At 39.0% G+C, this 19,259-nt stretch carries 18 protein-coding genes; 6 read left to right on the top strand and 12 right to left on the bottom strand.

Annotated features, from left to right (window positions below):
- Positions 1 to 90: 90 nt before the first annotated feature.
- Positions 91 to 504 carry a peptide-methionine (R)-S-oxide reductase MsrB gene (gene msrB / locus RB151_RS11875; RefSeq protein WP_071548132.1) on the bottom strand — a complete coding sequence of 138 codons (414 nt, stop codon included), beginning with the start codon at positions 502 to 504 and terminating at the stop codon, positions 91 to 93.
- Between the two features lie 355 nt (positions 505 to 859).
- Between msrB and gapA the strand changes: the two genes are divergently transcribed.
- Entirely contained in the window at positions 860 to 1,855 is a 996-nt protein-coding gene (gene gapA / locus RB151_RS11880; protein WP_004911198.1) for a glyceraldehyde-3-phosphate dehydrogenase, read from the top strand.
- A 341-nt stretch (positions 1,856 to 2,196) separates the two neighbouring features.
- The gene (locus RB151_RS11885; RefSeq protein ID WP_042843620.1) at positions 2,197 to 3,078 is read left to right on the top strand and encodes a D-hexose-6-phosphate mutarotase; all 882 of its coding nucleotides are present in this window, start codon (positions 2,197 to 2,199) and stop codon (positions 3,076 to 3,078) included.
- An 84-nt stretch (positions 3,079 to 3,162) separates the two neighbouring features.
- On the opposite strand, the gene RB151_RS11890 is transcribed toward RB151_RS11885, so the two are convergent.
- The 3 genes from RB151_RS11890 to RB151_RS11900 form a co-directional block, all read right to left on the bottom strand.
- Entirely contained in the window at positions 3,163 to 3,915 is a 753-nt protein-coding gene (locus RB151_RS11890) for a MipA/OmpV family protein (protein ID WP_042843619.1), read from the bottom strand.
- Between the two features lie 129 nt (positions 3,916 to 4,044).
- Complete coding sequence (gene alr / locus RB151_RS11895) at positions 4,045 to 5,124, bottom strand: alanine racemase (RefSeq protein ID WP_042843617.1); 1,080 nt, start codon at positions 5,122 to 5,124, stop codon at positions 4,045 to 4,047.
- A 68-nt stretch (positions 5,125 to 5,192) separates the two neighbouring features.
- Positions 5,193 to 6,494, bottom strand: a complete 1,302-nt coding sequence (locus RB151_RS11900; RefSeq protein WP_048607295.1) for a D-amino acid dehydrogenase — start codon at positions 6,492 to 6,494, stop codon at positions 5,193 to 5,195.
- Between the two features lie 353 nt (positions 6,495 to 6,847).
- On the opposite strand from RB151_RS11900, the gene RB151_RS11905 reads away from it, so the two are divergent.
- Positions 6,848 to 7,237 (top strand): hypothetical protein, encoded by a 390-nt coding sequence (locus tag RB151_RS11905; RefSeq protein ID WP_158516025.1) that lies wholly within the window; start codon positions 6,848 to 6,850, stop codon positions 7,235 to 7,237.
- Between the two features lie 102 nt (positions 7,238 to 7,339).
- Here RB151_RS11905 and fadR read toward each other — a convergent pair whose 3' ends face one another.
- Positions 7,340 to 8,056: a fatty acid metabolism transcriptional regulator FadR gene (gene fadR, locus RB151_RS11910; RefSeq protein WP_042843613.1), complete on the bottom strand. Its 717-nt coding sequence runs from the start codon at positions 8,054 to 8,056 to the stop codon at positions 7,340 to 7,342.
- Between the two features lie 221 nt (positions 8,057 to 8,277).
- Here fadR and nhaB point away from each other — a divergent pair, with 221 nt between their 5' ends.
- Positions 8,278 to 9,828: a sodium/proton antiporter NhaB gene (gene nhaB / locus RB151_RS11915; RefSeq protein ID WP_042843612.1), complete on the top strand. Its 1,551-nt coding sequence runs from the start codon at positions 8,278 to 8,280 to the stop codon at positions 9,826 to 9,828.
- 152 nt (positions 9,829 to 9,980) lie between these two features.
- Positions 9,981 to 10,496, top strand: coding sequence for a disulfide bond formation protein DsbB (dsbB, locus tag RB151_RS11920; RefSeq protein ID WP_048607298.1), 516 nt, complete (start codon positions 9,981 to 9,983; stop codon positions 10,494 to 10,496).
- A gap of 92 nt (positions 10,497 to 10,588) precedes the next feature.
- Here dsbB and RB151_RS11925 read toward each other — a convergent pair whose 3' ends face one another.
- The 4 genes from RB151_RS11925 to RB151_RS11940 all read right to left on the bottom strand — a co-directional run bounded on the left by RB151_RS11925 (position 10,589) and on the right by RB151_RS11940 (position 15,191).
- Positions 10,589 to 12,871, bottom strand: coding sequence for an FdhF/YdeP family oxidoreductase (locus tag RB151_RS11925; protein ID WP_042843610.1), 2,283 nt, complete (start codon positions 12,869 to 12,871; stop codon positions 10,589 to 10,591).
- Positions 12,872 to 13,164: 293 nt separating this feature from the next.
- Complete coding sequence (locus tag RB151_RS11930) at positions 13,165 to 13,470, bottom strand: DUF333 domain-containing protein (RefSeq protein WP_042843609.1); 306 nt, start codon at positions 13,468 to 13,470, stop codon at positions 13,165 to 13,167.
- 48 nt (positions 13,471 to 13,518) lie between these two features.
- The gene (locus RB151_RS11935) at positions 13,519 to 13,851 is read right to left on the bottom strand and encodes a DMT family transporter (RefSeq protein WP_042843608.1); all 333 of its coding nucleotides are present in this window, start codon (positions 13,849 to 13,851) and stop codon (positions 13,519 to 13,521) included.
- Positions 13,852 to 13,991: 140 nt separating this feature from the next.
- Positions 13,992 to 15,191 carry a sugar transporter gene (locus tag RB151_RS11940; protein ID WP_405127784.1) on the bottom strand — a complete coding sequence of 400 codons (1,200 nt, stop codon included), beginning with the start codon at positions 15,189 to 15,191 and terminating at the stop codon, positions 13,992 to 13,994.
- A gap of 352 nt (positions 15,192 to 15,543) precedes the next feature.
- Here RB151_RS11940 and RB151_RS11945 point away from each other — a divergent pair, with 352 nt between their 5' ends.
- Positions 15,544 to 15,765, top strand: coding sequence for a DUF2594 family protein (locus tag RB151_RS11945; protein ID WP_042843606.1), 222 nt, complete (start codon positions 15,544 to 15,546; stop codon positions 15,763 to 15,765).
- Positions 15,766 to 15,954: 189 nt separating this feature from the next.
- Here RB151_RS11945 and RB151_RS11950 read toward each other — a convergent pair whose 3' ends face one another.
- The 3 genes from RB151_RS11950 to htpX all read right to left on the bottom strand — a co-directional run bounded on the left by RB151_RS11950 (position 15,955) and on the right by htpX (position 19,044).
- Positions 15,955 to 16,233, bottom strand: coding sequence for a hypothetical protein (locus RB151_RS11950; protein ID WP_042843605.1), 279 nt, complete (start codon positions 16,231 to 16,233; stop codon positions 15,955 to 15,957).
- Between the two features lie 217 nt (positions 16,234 to 16,450).
- Positions 16,451 to 17,833 carry an alanine/glycine:cation symporter family protein gene (locus tag RB151_RS11955; RefSeq protein ID WP_042843604.1) on the bottom strand — a complete coding sequence of 461 codons (1,383 nt, stop codon included), beginning with the start codon at positions 17,831 to 17,833 and terminating at the stop codon, positions 16,451 to 16,453.
- Positions 17,834 to 18,162: 329 nt separating this feature from the next.
- The gene (htpX, locus tag RB151_RS11960) at positions 18,163 to 19,044 is read right to left on the bottom strand and encodes a protease HtpX (protein WP_042843603.1); all 882 of its coding nucleotides are present in this window, start codon (positions 19,042 to 19,044) and stop codon (positions 18,163 to 18,165) included.
- Positions 19,045 to 19,259 lie beyond the last annotated feature (215 nt).

Raw genomic sequence — 19,259 nt, forward strand, 5'->3', positions numbered from 1 at the left:
GTATTCGTATTTGGTTATTATTATTTTTGCCCATATAGCTGAATCGTTATTGCTATGGTATTTTTTTCAACTTCAGCTTGCTTCAGCTCACTAACCACGTACCTTTTCGCCTCCCTCATCATCCAAAAAGCTTAATGATGCTGAATTAATACAATAGCGTTGGCCCGTCGGCTCTGGACCATCAGGAAATACATGCCCCAAATGCGCATTACAGTTCTGACAACGTACCTCAATACGGTGCATCCCGTGAGAAAAATCCTCAATGTATTTAATGACGTCATCATTGATGGGTTGGTAGAAACTTGGCCACCCGCAGCCCGCGTCAAATTTAGTCTCAGACATAAATAAAGGTGAACCACAGCACAGACATTCATACACACCATCTTTACGGTTATGCAATAATTGCCCACTAAATGGGGGCTCGGTGCCCGCCTGTTGCGTGACATAACGCTGCATTTCATTTAGCTCTGAAATATCAATGCCTTGTCTTTCTTTACTTGACATAATTTACCCATGTATTTAAATAAATAGAGAGTTTAATTACTATCATACATCAATTTCAATCAACAAAAAATTAACAACATTTTCTGTAAAACTATTCTAAACTAAGAAGCATCTTACTTTCCGTTTTGATTTGTGAACCCTATCACATATATCACTGATAGATGGTTTCATTATGCTGCACAATCCCGATAATACGTGCGGCTGTATTTGTCACTAAAGTGGCTGACAAATAAGCAGTTAGTGGTATCAGAATTGATTTTTTTCAATAATTGACACGATTCCGCTTGACGGCTGGCAAGGTTTTGGTAACTTTAACTACAACTTAATTCACGAATAAATAGCTGGTGGAAATACTATGACTATCAAAGTAGGTATTAATGGTTTTGGTCGTATTGGCCGTATCGTTTTCCGTGCTGCACAAGAGCGTTCTGACATTGAAATCGTTGCTATCAACGACTTGCTTGATGCAGAATACATGGCTTACATGCTGAAATACGACTCAACTCATGGTCGTTTCAACGGTACTGTTGAAGTTAAAGATGGTCACCTAGTTGTAAACGGCAAAAAAATCCGTGTGACTGCAGAAAAAGATCCTGCAAATCTGAAATGGAACGAAGTCGGTGTTGATGTAGTCGCTGAAGCAACAGGTATCTTCCTGACTGACGAAACAGCGCGTAAACACATCCAAGCAGGCGCTAAAAAAGTTGTTCTAACTGGTCCTTCTAAAGATGACACCCCAATGTTTGTTATGGGCGTTAACCACAAAGCATACGCAGGTCAAGAAATCGTTTCTAACGCTTCTTGTACAACTAACTGCTTGGCTCCACTGGCTAAAGTTATCAACGATAAATTTGGTATCGTTGAAGGTCTAATGACAACTGTTCACGCAACAACTGCAACTCAAAAAACCGTTGATGGCCCTTCACATAAAGACTGGCGTGGTGGTCGTGGTGCTGCTCAAAACATCATCCCATCTTCAACTGGTGCTGCTAAAGCAGTAGGTAAAGTTATCCCTGAACTGAATGGCAAACTGACTGGTATGTCTTTCCGTGTCCCTACTCCTAACGTATCTGTTGTTGATTTAACTGTACGCTTAGAAAAACCAGCAACTTATACTCAAATCTGTGATGCTATCAAAGAAGCAGCAGCAGGTGAGTTAAAAGGCGTTCTGGGTTATACTGAAGACGATGTTGTATCAACTGACTTCAACGGTGAAAAACTGACTTCAGTATTCGATGCTAAAGCAGGTATCGCTCTGAATGATAACTTTGTTAAGTTAGTTTCTTGGTATGACAACGAAACTGGTTACTCTAACAAAGTATTAGACTTAATTGCTCATATCTCTAAATAAGCACTGTTAAGCAACAAGTCTGATTGAGCCGCCAATATGGCGGCTCTTTTGTATCTGTATTGAATATAAAATTAACGCTTCATAATTTTGCCTTCTTCGCTTATCGTTAATACCATTATTCGATACGCTATCAATATGACTTGTTTTAAAATGAATGTTATTCACTACGCTTGAAGTATGCGAATAGATACTCTAAATAATCTAAATTGCAGCAAAGCAACAAATAAGTCGCTAAGCGCATACACACGTTTATGACTAGATGTGAATGAGCGAAGTCAACAATACCGCAGTTTGAAGTATGGCGAGTATTAACTCTGTTCCACTAACACAGGTCTAATACCATGCACGACAAAATTTTTGCTCTACCTGTTATTAAGCAGCTGTCTGCTTATATCACACAACGCCAACTTGGCGATCTCCCCCTAATTGTCGTTTCACATCCTAAAGTTTGTGGCGCTGTCAGTTTACAAGGTGCTCAGCTCATTGATTGGCAACCTGCTGGGCAAAAACCATGCCTTTGGTTAAGTTCCGAAAGTGCCTTCAAAGAAGGTGTCGCGATCCGTGGTGGTATCCCCATTTGTTGGCCATGGTTTGGTCCGGTTTCCCCTCCTAGCCACGGCTTTGCTCGTCTCTTACCTTGGCAGTTCACCGCACATAATGAACATGAAGATGGTGTAATTTTAACCTTTACACTCACAGATACCGATTATACCCGTAAATTATGGCCTCATGAATTTACCTTAATCCTGAGAATGAAGCTTGGTGAAACCTGTGAGCTCGAATTAGAAAGTTATGGGGACTTCGAAACTACAGCGGCACTTCACACCTACTTCAATATTAGCGATATTCAAAAGGCTACCGTCTATGGGTTAGGTGGTCACTATTTTGATAAAGTCGCGGATAAAGAAGTATATGAAAATGAAGCGCTTAAATTCAATAAGCATATTGACCGCATTTACTCTGAACCCGAAGAGTACAGTTTATTACGTGATGACGGCTGGGCTCGTACTATTGAGATTCACCATTATCATAACAGTGATGTTGTCTGCTGGAATCCTTGGGCTGAATTATCATGTAGCATGCAAGACATGCCAAATAATGGGTATAAACAAATGGTATGCGTTGAAACTGCCTGTATCAATGTGCCAATGAAAAGTGATGCACAACACCCTGCCCGTTTATCCCTTGTGATGATTACTCGTGAGAATAAACCACAAGATTAATAATCTAATTTCAAAAAAATACCCCCTGATAGAAATTACCTTTCAGAGGGTATTTTTTATTCATAGCAATCTTATAAGGTAAAATTAGAAAGTATAAGTTACCCCTGTCCATAAGATCGCAGAAACATCTTTATTTACCATTGGGCTGTCTTTAACTTCACTCGACATGAAGTCTACACGTCCCATAGCGAAAGCCGTCCAATTTTCATCAAAACGGTAATTACCTGACAACTCTAAGTACGGTGACCAGCTGTCACTTGGTTTATAACGTTTTAGCCCACTATTACGAGACTCTTTGGAAGAAACCCCATACTCATAACGTGTTTGATTTTTACTATCCCACTTAATACCTACACCTGGAGTCAGAGACCATTTGTCACCTTCAAAGCCATATAAATAAGCTGCTTCAGCGCGTAAGCCATTACTGATCCCTAAGATATCACCGGAGCCATTAAACCTTAATGTCCCCCAATCCGCTTTATGTCGATAGGTTAAACCCGCCATGACAGTATCACGACGGCGGTTTAGCTCACGCATGGCATCGTTATCATTTTCTTTAGGCTTGAAAAATTGTGGGTAATAATATGCATCCAATGATAATTGGTCTTGCTGATCATTCCACAAATAGTAACCTGCAGCTAATGTATGAAAGTAAAAATTTTCACTATCATAATTCACGATAGGAACTGGAGTTAGATAATCACGGGATTTAATCCCTTTATAAGGTGTCGATTGCGCCAATACTGAAGCACCTACTGACCATGTACCGGCAAGTACAGTACTTGATAACACACTCAATGCAACTGCAAGTGTGGTTAACTTAATCGTTTTAGACATATAAAAACCTAAAAAAATGAGAAATGGATCACTGATATATTATATCAATCCGAAACTATTCCCAATACTCATAACCTAAATCACATTTAAAGCTAAATATGTGAATTAAACAGCAAAATTGGTTAACATTCATTCTACGCTGTTTTGGTAAGATACAGGAACTCTTTTTGCTAATGCACACAGTAATTCATACCCAATAGTCCCCGCTGCATGGGCAACGTCATCAACAGGTAAATTTTGCCCCCACAGTTCAACCTTATCCCCTAATTGCAAATTGCGGCAATCACTCACGTCAATTGTTAGCATGTCCATAGAAACAGCCCCAAGCAGTGCACAACGCATTCCTTGGCACCATACTGGCGTTCCATTAGGCGCATGGCGGGGATAGCCATCGGCATAACCACATGCAACGGTTGCAATACGCATTGGTTTAGTCGAGGTAAACCTGCTTCCATAACCAATCGACTGCCCGGCTTCAATTTCATGGATTGCAATCACTTCTGATTGTAAACTCATCGCAGCTTTCAGGCCTAACCCTATAATATCTGCCGATTTGCCACTAGGTGAAGCGCCATACAATAAAATACCAGTTCGGATCCAATCATACTGCGTGTATTGGTGCCATAATGCAGCCCCTGAATTAGCAATGCAGGTTTCTAATGATAAATGTTGAAACTGTTGAATAAGTTGAAAAGGTACTGTTACACCTGTTTTTGTATCTGAATTTGCGAAATGACTCATTAAGGTTAAGCTTTTTACATGGGGGATAGCTGCTAACCGTTCGACTACAGTTTCATAGTCAGTATGAGAAAAACCTAGCCGGTTCATACCACTATTCAACTTGATATATACTGAAATTGGCGCAGAAAACTGTGCATTTTCAATAGCCGCTAATTGCCAGTCACTATGGACACTGGTCGTCAAATTGTATTGGTCAATCAGCTGTAAGTCTTGTGGTTGAAAAAAGCCCTCTAATAACAAAATTGGCCCTTTCCACCCCTCATCACGCAATAAAATTGCCTCATGAAGATCTAATACAGCAAAACCATCGGTTTCTTTTAATGCTGGCCAAATGTGCTTTATACCATGACCATAACCGTCCGCCTTCATGACTGACCAAATTTTACACTTTTCTGTGTGCTGCCGTACTATAGATAAGTTATGTTGCAAATTTTGTAGATGAATAACCGCACTAATTGGGCGTGGCATCTTAATTCCTTAAATACATTATTTTTTAATCAGCGATAGACTGTAATTGCAACTTCATGTACTCCCATTTAACGCACTGGCGTCAAATGACCGCTGCTTACAAGCTTGGTATTAAAACCATCAAGATACCTAAATACAGACAAATCATCCGAAGCAATATCAGGCGTGTTACCTGAAATTAAATCCGCCAGCAGTTTTCCAGAACCACATGCCATTGTCCAACCTAAAGTGCCATGCCCCGTGTTTAGATATAGATTATTGTATGCCGTTGGCCCGACTATTGGTGTGCCATCTGGCGTCATAGGCCGAAGCCCAGTCCAAAACTGAGCCTTTTCGATATCACCACCACCTTGATATAAATCTTGTACCACCATTTTTAAGGTTTCGCAGCGTTTTTTAAGGACATCAAGATTAAAACCGACAACTTCGGCCATTCCACCGACACGAATGCGATCATCAAAACGCGTTACCGCGATTTTATAAGTTTCATCAAGTATGGTAGAAGCGGGTGAACGCTGCTCATCAATAATCGGCATTGTTAATGAATACCCTTTTAATGGATAAACCGGAATTTGCACAAGACCCTGTAGTATTGATGTTGAATAAGACCCCATAGCAACAACATACTGATCCGCTTGCACGATTTGGCCATCAATACGGATACCACTAATACGTTTACCATCCGTTAAAATTTGTTCAACCTGTTGACCAAATTGGAATTTAACCCCAGCTAGTTGTGCCATTTTAGCGAGTTTTTTAGTAAATTGCTGGCAATCACCGGTTTCATCATTCGGCAACCTCAACCCACCAGTTAGCTTATGTTTAACAAATTCTAATGCAGGTTCAGCTTTAATGAGTTGGTCGGATGTTAAAAGCTCATAAGGCACGCCTTCCTGTTGTAACACTGCAATATCATTAGCAGCATTATCAAACTGTTTAGCTGTGCGGAACAGCTGTAATGTGCCCCCTTGACGGGCTTCATAGCCAATCCCCGTATCAGCCCTAAGTTGCCGAATACAGTCGCGGCTATACTCCGCAATCCTTACCATGCGACTTTTATTCATCGCATAATGTTGAATATCACAGTTTTTCAGCATCTGCCACATCCAGCGCAACTGAAATAACGTACCATCAGGCCGAATAGCTAATGGAGCATGTTTTTCAAACATCCACTTCACTGCTTTTAGTGGTATGCCTGGTGCCCCCCATGGCGTTGCGTAACCAGGGGATATTTGCCCTGCATTAGCTGCGCTGGTTTCTTCTGCTACATCATGCTGCCTATCAACAACCAGTACTTCATGGCCTTCTTGAGCTAAATACCATGCTGTTGTAACACCAATCACTCCTGCCCCTAACACTAGAACTTTCATAAGCACCCCAGATGCAAAGTATTCAATTATTATTTAGGATAATATTCTAGAAATTATTTGCCAATGTGGTGAATTAACACTTTTAACAAAATAGATAATAAAACCAACACTTGATGATTTTTATTTACAAAAAAGTTAATTGTTCTAGTGAAATTAGAGCTCAAAAACAAAAAAGAACATATCAAGTTGATTTTAAATAAAAATAATTAATCTCAAAAAAACCAAGTTCGATATTTTATACTTTAATTTAATGAATGCTGTCTTTTATGGGTGGGTTTACAAATTACGTGACTTAAATTTTTATACTAAAAATATATTCTTTCCTAGTTTATTTATCCAAATAATAATCCATTATGAAAAAAACGATTAAAAATGTTAAAGGAAAGTATATGACTAAAAAGATCATCCCTATTATTTGTGCCCTGAATGTAATTTTTCTATCTATAGCCCCAAGTATTGCAGAAGAGTATTGCGAACCCACCATGAAAAGAAATTTGATAAAAGATAAAGGGAAAAATATATGCTTTTCTATAAGGCCCCTTCCTATATGTACCCCCCCAGCAACGGCAGTTTCTTATGTTAAAACTACAGTTCAATTCAATTGTGTAACTAAGGGTGAACATTTGGTTTTAAGCGAAAGTGAGCAATTAAACAAAATAATTACTCGGTTAGAAAATAAAGATGTAGATTATTCCGAAGATATTGCTATCCCTCGCTACTGTACATGTCCTAGCAAACTCTAGTAAATACATATTGTATTTACTAATCTAGTCAATCATTCACTTGTAAAAAAGCCAGCCGACATAAGATGCGGGCTGGCTTTTATGCCTTATCGATTACCTAATTTAGCGAGTGTGTGCTAAATCTGAAGGCATATTACCCTGCATACTATGCCAAATTAAGCCACTTTCCTTCCCGTAATTTCGGACACAATCCATAATGCGATCGTATGCTTGCTCACGGCAAAGATTACTCAATTGTTGGTAAAAACTTAATGCAAGGCGTCTTGCTTCAGGATTAGAGAAATAATAACGCCCAACACGCGTATATAGCCCTCTTAAGCCATTAATAATCAAACCGTAGATAGGGTTACCTGATGCGAATGCAAGCCCACGGAAGACGTTATAATCCAAATCACTAAATGCATCTGAATTATCATCAACTTTTTCTCGGCCAGCTAACACTTCTAACGACTTTTCAGGGTTATTACGAAATGCAGTACGAATAAAAATTGCAGCAATATTAGTCCGCACAGCTAATAAATTATCAATTAGCTGAGGCACTCTATCGTGATCCAATCTGGCCAGTGTTTCCAAAATATTGAGGCCTGATGTTTCCCAATAATTATTCACTTTTGTTGGTTTACCATGTTGAATAGTTAACCAACCGTCACGCGCTAGACGTTGCAACACCTCGCGAAGAGTTGTGCGTGTTACACCGATTAACTCGGAGAGTTCACGCTCAGCGGGTAGTATTGAACCTGGTGGAAAACGGTTGTTCCATATGCTCTCAATAATGTACTCTTCCGCGAAACCTGCCGGACTTTGAGCTTTAATAACCATATTTTTATTATTCCAAACATTTAGACGGATATTGGGGAAATCATACCAGATTGTCGTCTCCTGATATAGTTAGACTCAAAATAAAGAGTGAGACGAATCATAGAATTCCCATATAATTCATACATTATCAATTAGCAAATGGGCTTATAATCGATAAAAGATCAGAGTAGTATGTAATAGAACGTTACACGACATCCGTATAAAGAGGATAACGAACCATAATGGATTTTAGTTTAAAAAGTGCTTTTTTGAAAAATTTTCTTGGAAATTCACCAGATTGGTACAAATTAGCAATTATCATATTTCTAATAATAAACCCTGTTGTTTTCTATTTTATCAGCCCTTTTGTGGCAGGCTGGTTATTGGTAATTGAATTTATATTCACCTTAGCAATGGCACTTAAGTGTTATCCATTGCAACCTGGGGGGTTATTAGCAATCGAAGCCGTGATCATCGGCATGACGACACCAAAACAAATTTCACATGAAATAAGCAATAACCTTGAGGTTATTTTACTGTTGATCTTTATGGTCGCCGGTATCTACTTCATGAAGCAATTGCTTTTGTTCGTTTTTACCAAACTGTTGATAAACGTGCGTTCTAAACGCATCCTTTCCCTTGCATTTTGTATGGCGAGTGCATTTTTATCTGCATTTTTAGATGCCTTAACGGTTATAGCCGTAGTCATTAGCGTCTCAATTGGTTTTTATTCTATTTACCATCAATATGCTTCTAACCAACACAGCGATACCGACTTACAAAATGATGGTTTTATTGATAGCACAGAAAAAAAACAAACACTTGAACAGTTCCGTTCTTTTTTGCGCAGCATAATGATGCATGCGGGTATTGGTACAGCCCTTGGTGGGGTGATGACAATGGTGGGGGAACCACAAAATCTGATCATCGCTAAACATGTTAACTGGGACTTTATCACTTTTTATATCCGTATGGCGCCCGTCACTATTCCTGTCTTTATTTGTGGGTTATTAGTGTGCTTTCTTGTCGAGAAGTTTAAGTTATTTGGTTATGGAGCTGAACTCCCTGCTTCCGTGCGCCAAATATTAACCGAGCACGATAAAAAACTAACTGAAAAACGCACCAAAAAAGAGCTGGCACAACTGATTGTTCAAGGTTTAATCGGTATCTGGTTAATTGTGGCTCTTGCCTTCCATTTAGCAGAAGTTGGCTTAATTGGGTTATCGGTCATTGTGATGGCAACCGCTTTTTGCGGCATCACAGAAGAACACGCTCTAGGTAAAGCTTTCGAGGAGGCGCTACCATTTACCGCATTACTTACGGTGTTTTTTAGTATTGTAGCGGTTATCATTGACCAACAGCTATTTACTCCGTTTATTCAATTTGTATTACAGTCATCTGAATCGTCGCAGTTGTCATTGTTCTATCTGTTCAATGGCCTATTATCTGCCGTTTCAGACAACGTATTTGTTGGGACTGTGTATATTACCGAAGCCCTAAAAGCAGCAAATGACGGCTTAGTATCAATGGAACAATACCAATTTCTAGCGGTTGCAATTAATACAGGGACAAACTTACCTTCTGTTGCCACCCCTAATGGTCAAGCTGCTTTCTTATTTTTGCTGACTTCAGCGCTATCACCTTTGATCCGTTTATCATATGGCCGGATGGTATGGATGGCTTTGCCTTATACCATTGTCATGACAATTGTCGGCTTATTAGGCGTTGAGTTATGGCTAGTACCAATAACCTATTGGATGGAAAGTATTGGTTTGATTACATTTGCACAATAACTATACTGATAAACTATGAGCCGTATGCAAATACGGCTCATTTGTAATTTTGCGTAAACCCCTATCTAAAATTGCATTATTTCACTTTAAGTGCTTTTTTTATCCGTCTGATAAGGGCAAAATGTGCGCATCACTCAATTAGGATATTAAGTATGTTCAGATTTTTTAACTACTGCTCACAAGGAAGAGGTGCATGGCTATTGATGGCCTTTACTGCCTTCATGCTCGAGTGTGCTGCTCTATATTTTCAACATGTGATGAAACTACAACCCTGTGTAATGTGTATCTATGAACGCGTTGCATTACTTGGTGTTATGGCTGCCGGCTTAATAGGCGCAATTGCACCACGTAATATTATCATTCGTTGGGTTGCTATCATTATTTGGGTTTATTCTGCTTGGCGTGGCTTAGAGCTTTCTTGGGAACATACCATGCTCCAGCTCTATCCTTCTCCATTCGCATCTTGTGATTTCTTTGTGAACTTCCCTGATTGGCTACCATTGCAAACTTGGGTTCCAGCAGTATTTGAAGCGACGGGTGACTGCGCGGTTAGGCAGTGGGCATTTTTAGGGCTTGATATGCCTCAATGGTTGATTGGTATTTTTGCTGTTTATTTTGTTATCGCCATTATTGTTGCCATTAGCCAATTCTTCCCTGCTAAAAAATGATTTAAACCTTCTTATTGTATCCCCCTAGCTTTAATTTCAAACTAGGGGGATATCTTACATTTAATCTGATTGATAAATATAAATACACATAATTACTGTATTACGTGTTCTAATTTGATTGGGATATTTTTATAGGCAGGTATCCCACATTCCGGGTCATAACTATCCAATGAAATTAAATTATTGGCTTCAGGGAAATAAGTCGCAACGCAACGGTCAGCCATATCATAGATAACCACCGTTAAATTATCTAAACGGCGCTTAGTCGGTTTTTGGTTGCTATCTAACGCAATTAAGTTAACTTTATCCCCCGCTTTTAATTTCTGTTTTTGCGCCTCAGCACCGCTAATAAAAACGACATCCCTTTGCCCAAATACCCCACGATAGCGGTCATTTAACCCGTATATGGTCGTATTATACTGGTCATGGCTGCGCAATGTCGCAAGAACTAGCTCACTATTTACCGCTGAATTAGGGTCTTCAATCACCCCAACAGTTGGAATGAAATTAGCTTTACCTGATTTAGTTAACCAACGCCGCTCAGAAGCCGCATTTGTAAGGTGAAAGCCTCCCGGTATTTTGATGCGGGCGTTAAAGTTATCAAAACCGGGTAATACTGCTTCCATTGCATCACGGATCAGGTCGTAATTACCAATGAAAGCATCCCATTCAACTTTACTATTCGGTATTGTCGCTTTGGCAATCCCTGCAACAATGGCACATTCAGATTTCAAATAAGGGCTACAAGGTTTTAATAACCCCTTTGAGGCATGTACCATTGACATTGAGTCTTCCACTGTCACGCATTGCACTCCACTACTTTGCCTGTCGATTTCACTTCGCCCCAGCACTGGTAGTATGAATGTATTTTTGGCTGTTAATAAATGAGAACGGTTAAGTTTAGTCGCAGTATGCACAGCCAAATCAAGCTTTTTCATGCCTTCAAAGCAGGCATCTTTATCAGGCATGGCAACCGCCAAGTTGCCCCCCATACAGATTAATGCGTTTGCACTCCCATTATAAATCGCTTGCATACTGGCAACTGCAGCATGACCGAACTCACTCGGAGGACGAAAACCAAAACGCTGTTCAATTTTATCAAGAAAACTTTTAGATGGTTTTTCTGTGATCCCGACCGTACGGTCGCCCTGTACGTTAGAGTGCCCCCTTAGTGGGCAAATCCCTGCGCCTTCTCGCCCAATATTACCTTTCAGCAACAATAAGTTGACTAATTGCTGTACGTTTTTAGTTCCATGCTGATGCTGAGTTATCCCCATGCCATAGCAAATTATGGTGCTTTTCGCTTCAATATAAAGGTCTGCGATTTCATCAATAGACTCATGCGATAAGCCTGATACCCTTAAAATATCGTCCCAACTGGTCGTCAGTAAATCATTTTTTAATGTTTCATACCCATCGGTATGGGCTGATATAAACTCGGTATCTAGGAGCGCTTTTTCGCCTGAGTCAATGGCCGCCTGATGTCGCTCAATCAGCCGCTTCATGACCCCTTTGATTAAAGCTGTATCTCCCCCAATCCGCACTTTATAATAATGACCAGCAAGTGGGGTTGATTCTAATGTCAGCATTTCTATTACGTCTTGCGGATATGTAAAACGTTCAAGACCACGTTCTCTTAACGGATTAATCGCTATAATTTTAGCTCCCCGTTTAGAAACTTCACGTAACGAACTAAGCATTCGTGGATGGTTAGTCCCAGGGTTATGGCCGATACAAATAATTAAATCCGCTTTATCAAAATCCTCTAATAATACCGTTGCTTTACCAACCCCTATCGAAGCAGCTAGCCCAACACTTGTGGGCTCATGACACATATTTGAACAGTCAGGAAAATTATTTGTTCCGTATTCTCGGGCCAGTAATTGATATAAAAATGCCGCTTCATTCGAAGTTCTACCTGACGTATAAAATTCAACAGTATTTGGATCAGAATAACTCCGCAGACGCTCTCCTATTTGTTGAAATGCATCATCCCATTCGACCGGTTCATATTTATCTGTTAATGAATTATATTTCATTGGGTGCGTTAAACGTCCTTCATTCTCTAAATGAAAATCATCCCAATCAAGTAATTCAGTTACTGTATGTTTTTCAAAAAAATGGGGGGTAGTACGTTTTGATGTGGCCTCCCAAGCAATGGCTTTGGCTCCATTTTCGCAGATATCGAAAGAAGCGGTATGTACTGGATCTGGCCACGCACACCCCGGACAGTCAAAGCCGTCAACCTTATTCATATCAAACATTGCAATAATATCATGACCCACTTTCATTTGTTCACGCAATGCTTCTGCAACAGCTTTAACTGCCCCCCAACCGGCGGCAGGTCCAGTGTATTCTTCAATTTTCTTTTTCATTTGTCATTACTCTTTAATAAATAGAACATGTATTTATCTGTGTTTTTATAATTATCTAAATTGCTTTTACAATTTAATACTAGTAATTAAAAAATTAAATATCAATAATTAAATTAAGGACTTAAATAGATGCTCGCAATTAGATGATGGACAAATGAATGTTTTAAAATAAAAATAAAACCTAACAAATAATTATTAAAATTATTTTATGAATTTAATGTTTAATATTTAATAAGTAATCAACCTCATATTAACGATTAATAAGAGGTTAATACATTTCATAAAAAGATGAGTTATATGCAAGCACCGGATTGAATAATATCAGCAGCGCAACGTTTACCATTGGCGAATTGACAAACCGCAGTTTGAGTTCCATTTAACTCTAGAGTAAGTGCAGGTAAACCGCCAGCCGAAACACAAGCTTCTTGTACCCCTGGGCCCAAATTAACAATTTGTTGAGCATAATTTGCAGCTACGGTATCTGCTTGGTCGGTTTTATTTCCACCAGAACTGCTACAGGCGGATAAAGTGAAAACGAATGCCCCAGCAGCAACCATTGACATTATCGTTTGTAACCGCAAATTGATTCTAAGTCTCATTTCTTTCTCCGCTAACACTCGCTCTACATAATGATTTTGTAGCACTTATTAATGCGTACCACTCTTTGAGAGTAGATTGATGATTAAAACACCAACTATAATAAACAGCATACCAATAATTGCAGGTAAATCGAGCTTTTGGTTGTAAATATAAATTGCAGCAATAGAAACTAACACAATCCCTAACCCTGACCAGATCGCATAAGCTATCCCTAATGGCATTACTTTGACTACTTGCGAAAGTCCCCAAAAAGACACCGCATAACCAATCACCACCACTAAAGAAGGCCAAAAACGACTAAAACCATCTGAAGCCTTAAGCGTTGTCGTAGCAATAACCTCAGCGATAATAGAAATAAATAAAAAGCTCAGCCCTTTCATACATTTTCCTTATTATTAAAATTATTAACGGTAAAATTTACCCTATACCTTTTATTTATACAAATAATGAACAATAAAAAGCCCCATCTTTCTTTACGAAAGACAGAGCGTTATTTTTATAAATTTTCTTACAAAACTGACTAATGGCTTGTTGAAACTGCAGTTTTATCTTCCAGCGATTGACTATAGCGTTTAAATAAGTAAATACACAAAATCAATGTAATTATACCAATACACCCGCCAATATAACCAATATTAGTCATCCCCATATGAACAATAACTAGGTTCCCCAGTAGCGCACCGCCACCAATACCTATATTAAAAATCCCTGAGAAAATTGACATTGCCAAGTCAGTTGCATCAGGAGATAAATCAATCACTTTAACCTGTAGACCTAAGCCGATACACATCATGGCGATACCCCAGAAAACGGATAGCATAATCAACGACCAGACATCTGAGCCTAAAGGCATTAGCAATAATAAACACACCGTCATTAGGGCAATTGCTGTTGGTAAGAAAAACAACGAAAACTTGCTACTATAACGACTAAATATAACACTCCCGATAATGCCAGCCCCACCAAAAATCAGTAACAATAATGTCGCAAAATTTTGGCTTTGCAATGCGATTTCACGGACAAAAGGTTCAATGTAACTGTAAGCAGTAAAATGAGCAGTCACAGCTAGAACAGTTAACGCAAACATCCCCACCAGTGCGGGACGTTTAAATAAGACGGGGACACTTTTTAACGAACCGGAGTGTTCACTCGGTAAACGGGGTAGGAAACGTATTAACACTATCATGGTAAATAAGGCAATAACACCAATACATAAAAAGGTGACCCTCCACCCTAAAAATTGCCCTATTACACGCCCAATTGGTAGCCCTAAAACAGTTGCTAATGCGGTACCTGTTGCTAATAAGCCCAACGCTTGCGCCTTCTTGCCTGCAGGTGCAACACGAATAGCTAAAGAAGCCGTTATCGACCAAAATACCGCATGCGATAAAGCAACGCCAATTCGCCCACCAATTAGTATTTCAAAGCTCCATGCAAACCCTGAAATAATATGGCTAACAATAAAAATGACAAATAAAAAAGCTAATAATTTACGACGCTCAATTTTACTGGTTAATAACATTAAGGGTAACGACATCAATGCTACGACCCAAGCATAAATCGTAATCATTAACCCTGTATGAGCGACTGACATGTCAAAACTTTGTGCAATATCACTAAGTAGTGCAACTGGGACAAATTCTGTTGTATTAAAAACAAACGCTGCAACCGCAAGAGCGACTACGCGGATCCACGCTGTTCTTCTAGAAACCTGAGTCATATTCATCTTAGCCTTCATTTCCCACAAGTAAAATGCACTAACTGATTAACAGCTTGTGAAAGTTGCCGCGAAAGGATATTAGTATTCGATATGGGTTTGATTAACCATTCAGCTCTTATTTAAGCTAAAACCCATTTTTGTGAATTATATCACAACTTTCAGTGGGGCTTAAAGGTCAGGCTTCCGCCAGCAAGCACAAAAACAGGAAGGTTTCCCTGTTATATCCCCCTTAACGTATCTAGGTTCCCCTTGTTTAGCAAATAACTATTACGCTCATTTATCTGAAAGCACATATCATTCCTTTTTATGCTACAATCTCACGATTATTTTTTATTTTTAAAGGACCTTGTTAATGAAAAACCATTTCCCTACTGATCCTGACGTGAATACTTTAGCTGATGAGATAACTTGTTTAAAAAATTTACTCACTCATATGCTTAAAGCTATTGGTCAAGCTGATGCAGGTAAAATTTTAATCAAAATGCAACGTGAAATCGCACTCATAGAAGATGAAAAACAAGCAGAAACCTATAAAAACACGTTAGAACAAATAAAAACGGCCTATCGCCAATAGATTATTTAGCGATAAATGCTATTTTAAGGATATATATTCTATTGAGTGGTTTAAACTGCACAAATAACTAAGTTTTGAATTTTTAAATCAACTATCTTAGTTCTCGAATTAAACCATTCTTTATTCATTTAGCTCCCCCTTCAGACCCTATGAAGGGGGCTTTTTTTATCTACCAACACAGTTTATTAATTAAACATTATTCCGCTTATAAATATCTTGGCAGTACTGCACGTACTCATCGAGTGTTGTAGTTGAAGTTTGTTTTTCCCAACATTTTTGTTCTTCGAAGGCCCATACTTTGAACAATTGACCAAGATTGGCTCCTGACATCCCAACCTCTTTATAGATCCTATGATAAAAACCTTGTTCAGAACGGTAGATTTCAAATTTAAATGCAACTAGTCGTGCGGGATTTGTCGTTGTCATAAAATCATTACCAAACACCAACGTTTTTTCCAGAATATCCATTTGGTCTCCTTGTGAATAAGTCAAAAGTTAATAGATAATATTTCATAAGTGAAAATTGATTAACTATTCTTAGCATAGCGCATTTAAACCTATTGCGTAGTTTGGTTTACATAAAACCCATTGAAAGCACTTAGAGATGATTAACCAAAAAGGGGTAAGGATACACACTAATTTAATGAAGAAGCTTCACCGAAGTGAAGCTTTTTACAGGGGGTATTTATGATTTGTTATCGTATAACTGTTTAGCCATATCAATACTATCCGCATTAACATCTTTTATATGGTCTCGAGTTAGTCGATACACTACAGGGCTCAATAACAACAATGCAATTAAGTTAGGGATTGCCATCATCGCATTTAGCGTATCAGCCAATAACCAGACAAAATCAAGTGATTGGGTTGCACCGATTGGTAAAGCGATTAACCAAAGCACTCTAAACGGTTTGATAGCCCTTAATCCAAATAGATACTGCACACATTTTTCACCATAAAAACTCCACCCCAAAATGGTGGTAAATGCAAAAACAGCTAACGCAATAGCGACAATATAATTCCCACCCGGTATTGCTGATTGAAATGAAAAAGCGGTCAGCGTTGCGCCTGTCTGGCTAGTCAACCACCCTCCAGTGATAATGATCGTCAAACCAGTGACTGAACACACAATAATAGTATCAATAAACGTACCAAGCATTGCAATTAGCCCTTGGCGAATAGGGTTCTGTGTTTTCGCCGCAGCATGGGCAATAGGAGCACTTCCTAAGCCTGCTTCATTGGAAAAAACCCCTCTCGCAACCCCAAAGCGAATCGCAGCCCAAACAGCAGCACCGGCAAAGCCACCTTGTGCCGCCACAGGGTTAAACGCAGACGTCACTACTAAGGAAATTGCAGCAGGGATTTGCGTAAAATAAATACCAAGTACAATTAACCCTGCACCAAAATAAGCGACAGTCATAAATGGTACTAACTTACCAGCGACATCAGAGATACGGCGTAATCCACCAATCAACACTGCACCAACAAGTAAAACCAATACCCCTGCTGTTAACCACTTATGCACTCCAAAGTTACTTTCTAGTACATCCGCCACTGAGTTAGCTTGTACAGTATTACCGATGCCAAAACTTGCACATGCACCAAAAAAAGCAAATAGAGTACCTAACCAAATCCATTTAGGCCCCAATCCATTTTTGATGTAATACATTGGGCCACCAATATATTGCCCATATTTATCCACTTCACGAAAACGAACTGCAAGTACAGCTTCAGAGTATTTAGTTGCCATTCCAACCAACGCTGTCATCCACATCCAAAAGAGTGCTCCAGGTCCTCCCATCACAACAGCAGTTGCCACCCCTGCAATATTCCCAGTCCCAATTGTTGCAGACAATGCTGTCATCAAAGCATTAAATGGCGATATTTGCCCTTCACCGCGTGACTCGTTTTTTTGAAATAATAATCTAAAACCTGTTCCTATTTTCCTTATTGGCAAGAACGCGAGCCTAATTTGCATGTATATACCAACGCCTAAAATCCCAACTAGCATAGGTACGCCCCATACTATCCCGTTGAGTTCACTTAACCACGTAGTTATTAGCTCCATCTTACCCCCAAGTTAATCACTCTTATTTTTTAATTAACATTTATTAAACAAATCACCATCAATTTAATAAAGATTAAAAATGAAATAAAAGCGAACAAAAATTTAAAAAATTACCACTTACGATGCAAGATTGTGAGAAAGCTCACTTGTGATTAATATGTTTTAATTACCGATACAGTTAAATTGTGAATAAATCTTAAGCTTAAAATTTCTTACTGATTAACAGCTTTCTTGGTACAAGTGAGAGGACTTTTGTCCATAAAAAAAGCCCAGTAATAAAATGATTACTGGGCTTAGTTTTTAGATTTCGACTAAACAGTTAAGTTAGACTATTTTAAATACTCACCTGAACGCAGCGCTTCGATTCGTTTATCTAATGGTGGGTGAGATAAAAACAATTCACTAAATGCTTTTCCTCGGCCATTGATACAAAATGCCATTAAGCGCCCTTCTTCTTGCGGCTCATAACTCGTTTTCAGTCGTTGTAATGCGGCGATCATTTTTTCGCGCCCGACTAGTTTTGCCGACCCGGCATCTGCATGGAATTCACGATAACGAGAGAACCACATAGTGATAATGCTGGCTAAAATACCAAAAACAATTTCCAACACCATGGAAACGGCGAAATACACCATAGGGTTACCGTTACTACTTTCACTTTCATTATCGCTGTTTGACATAAAGCCTGCCGCGAGTTGTGCGATAATACGTGAAATAAAGATAACAAAAGTATTCACAACCCCTTGTAATAAGGTCATTGTTACCATGTCACCGTTCGCAATATGGCTAATTTCGTGAGCAATAACCGCTTCCGCTTCGTCACGGCTCATATTTTCTAATAAACCAGTACTTACTGCGACTAACGAAGCATCACGACGGGCTCCCGTAGCGAAAGCATTGATATCGGGCGCATGGTAAATAGCCACCTGTGGCATTTGGATACCAACTTGTTGTGCTTGGCGCTCTACCGTTGACATTAACCATTGCTCTGTTTGGTTGCGAGGAGTTTCAATCACCTCACCACCAACTGATTTCAAAGCCATCCATTTAGACATCAGCAGTGAGATAAATGCACCACCAAAACCAAATAACCCCGCCATGATCATCAAGCCTTGGACACTACTACCTCTAATACCGGTTAAGCTTAAGATTATTCCAAACACAAACATAACGGCTAAGTTTGTGAGTAAGAATAAAGCAATTCTCATCATTTTTTTGTATTCCTTGGTAAAAACTAATATCACGTAGAATTTACTTTATAAATAAGGTTTTTTCACACTATTTCAAGTCAATTAACATCAAAATATTAAAAAACAACATAACTTTACATTGAAACCACTAAAACGGGTTACTATTTTCTCTATTCAATCACAATAAAGAATGATTAAAATTAACCAATTGTTTTTAAAGGCTCAATTTATAACCA

It is taken from the genome of Providencia rettgeri (assembly GCF_001874625.1).
In the GTDB taxonomy this organism is placed as follows: Bacteria; Pseudomonadota; Gammaproteobacteria; order Enterobacterales; family Enterobacteriaceae; genus Providencia; species Providencia huashanensis.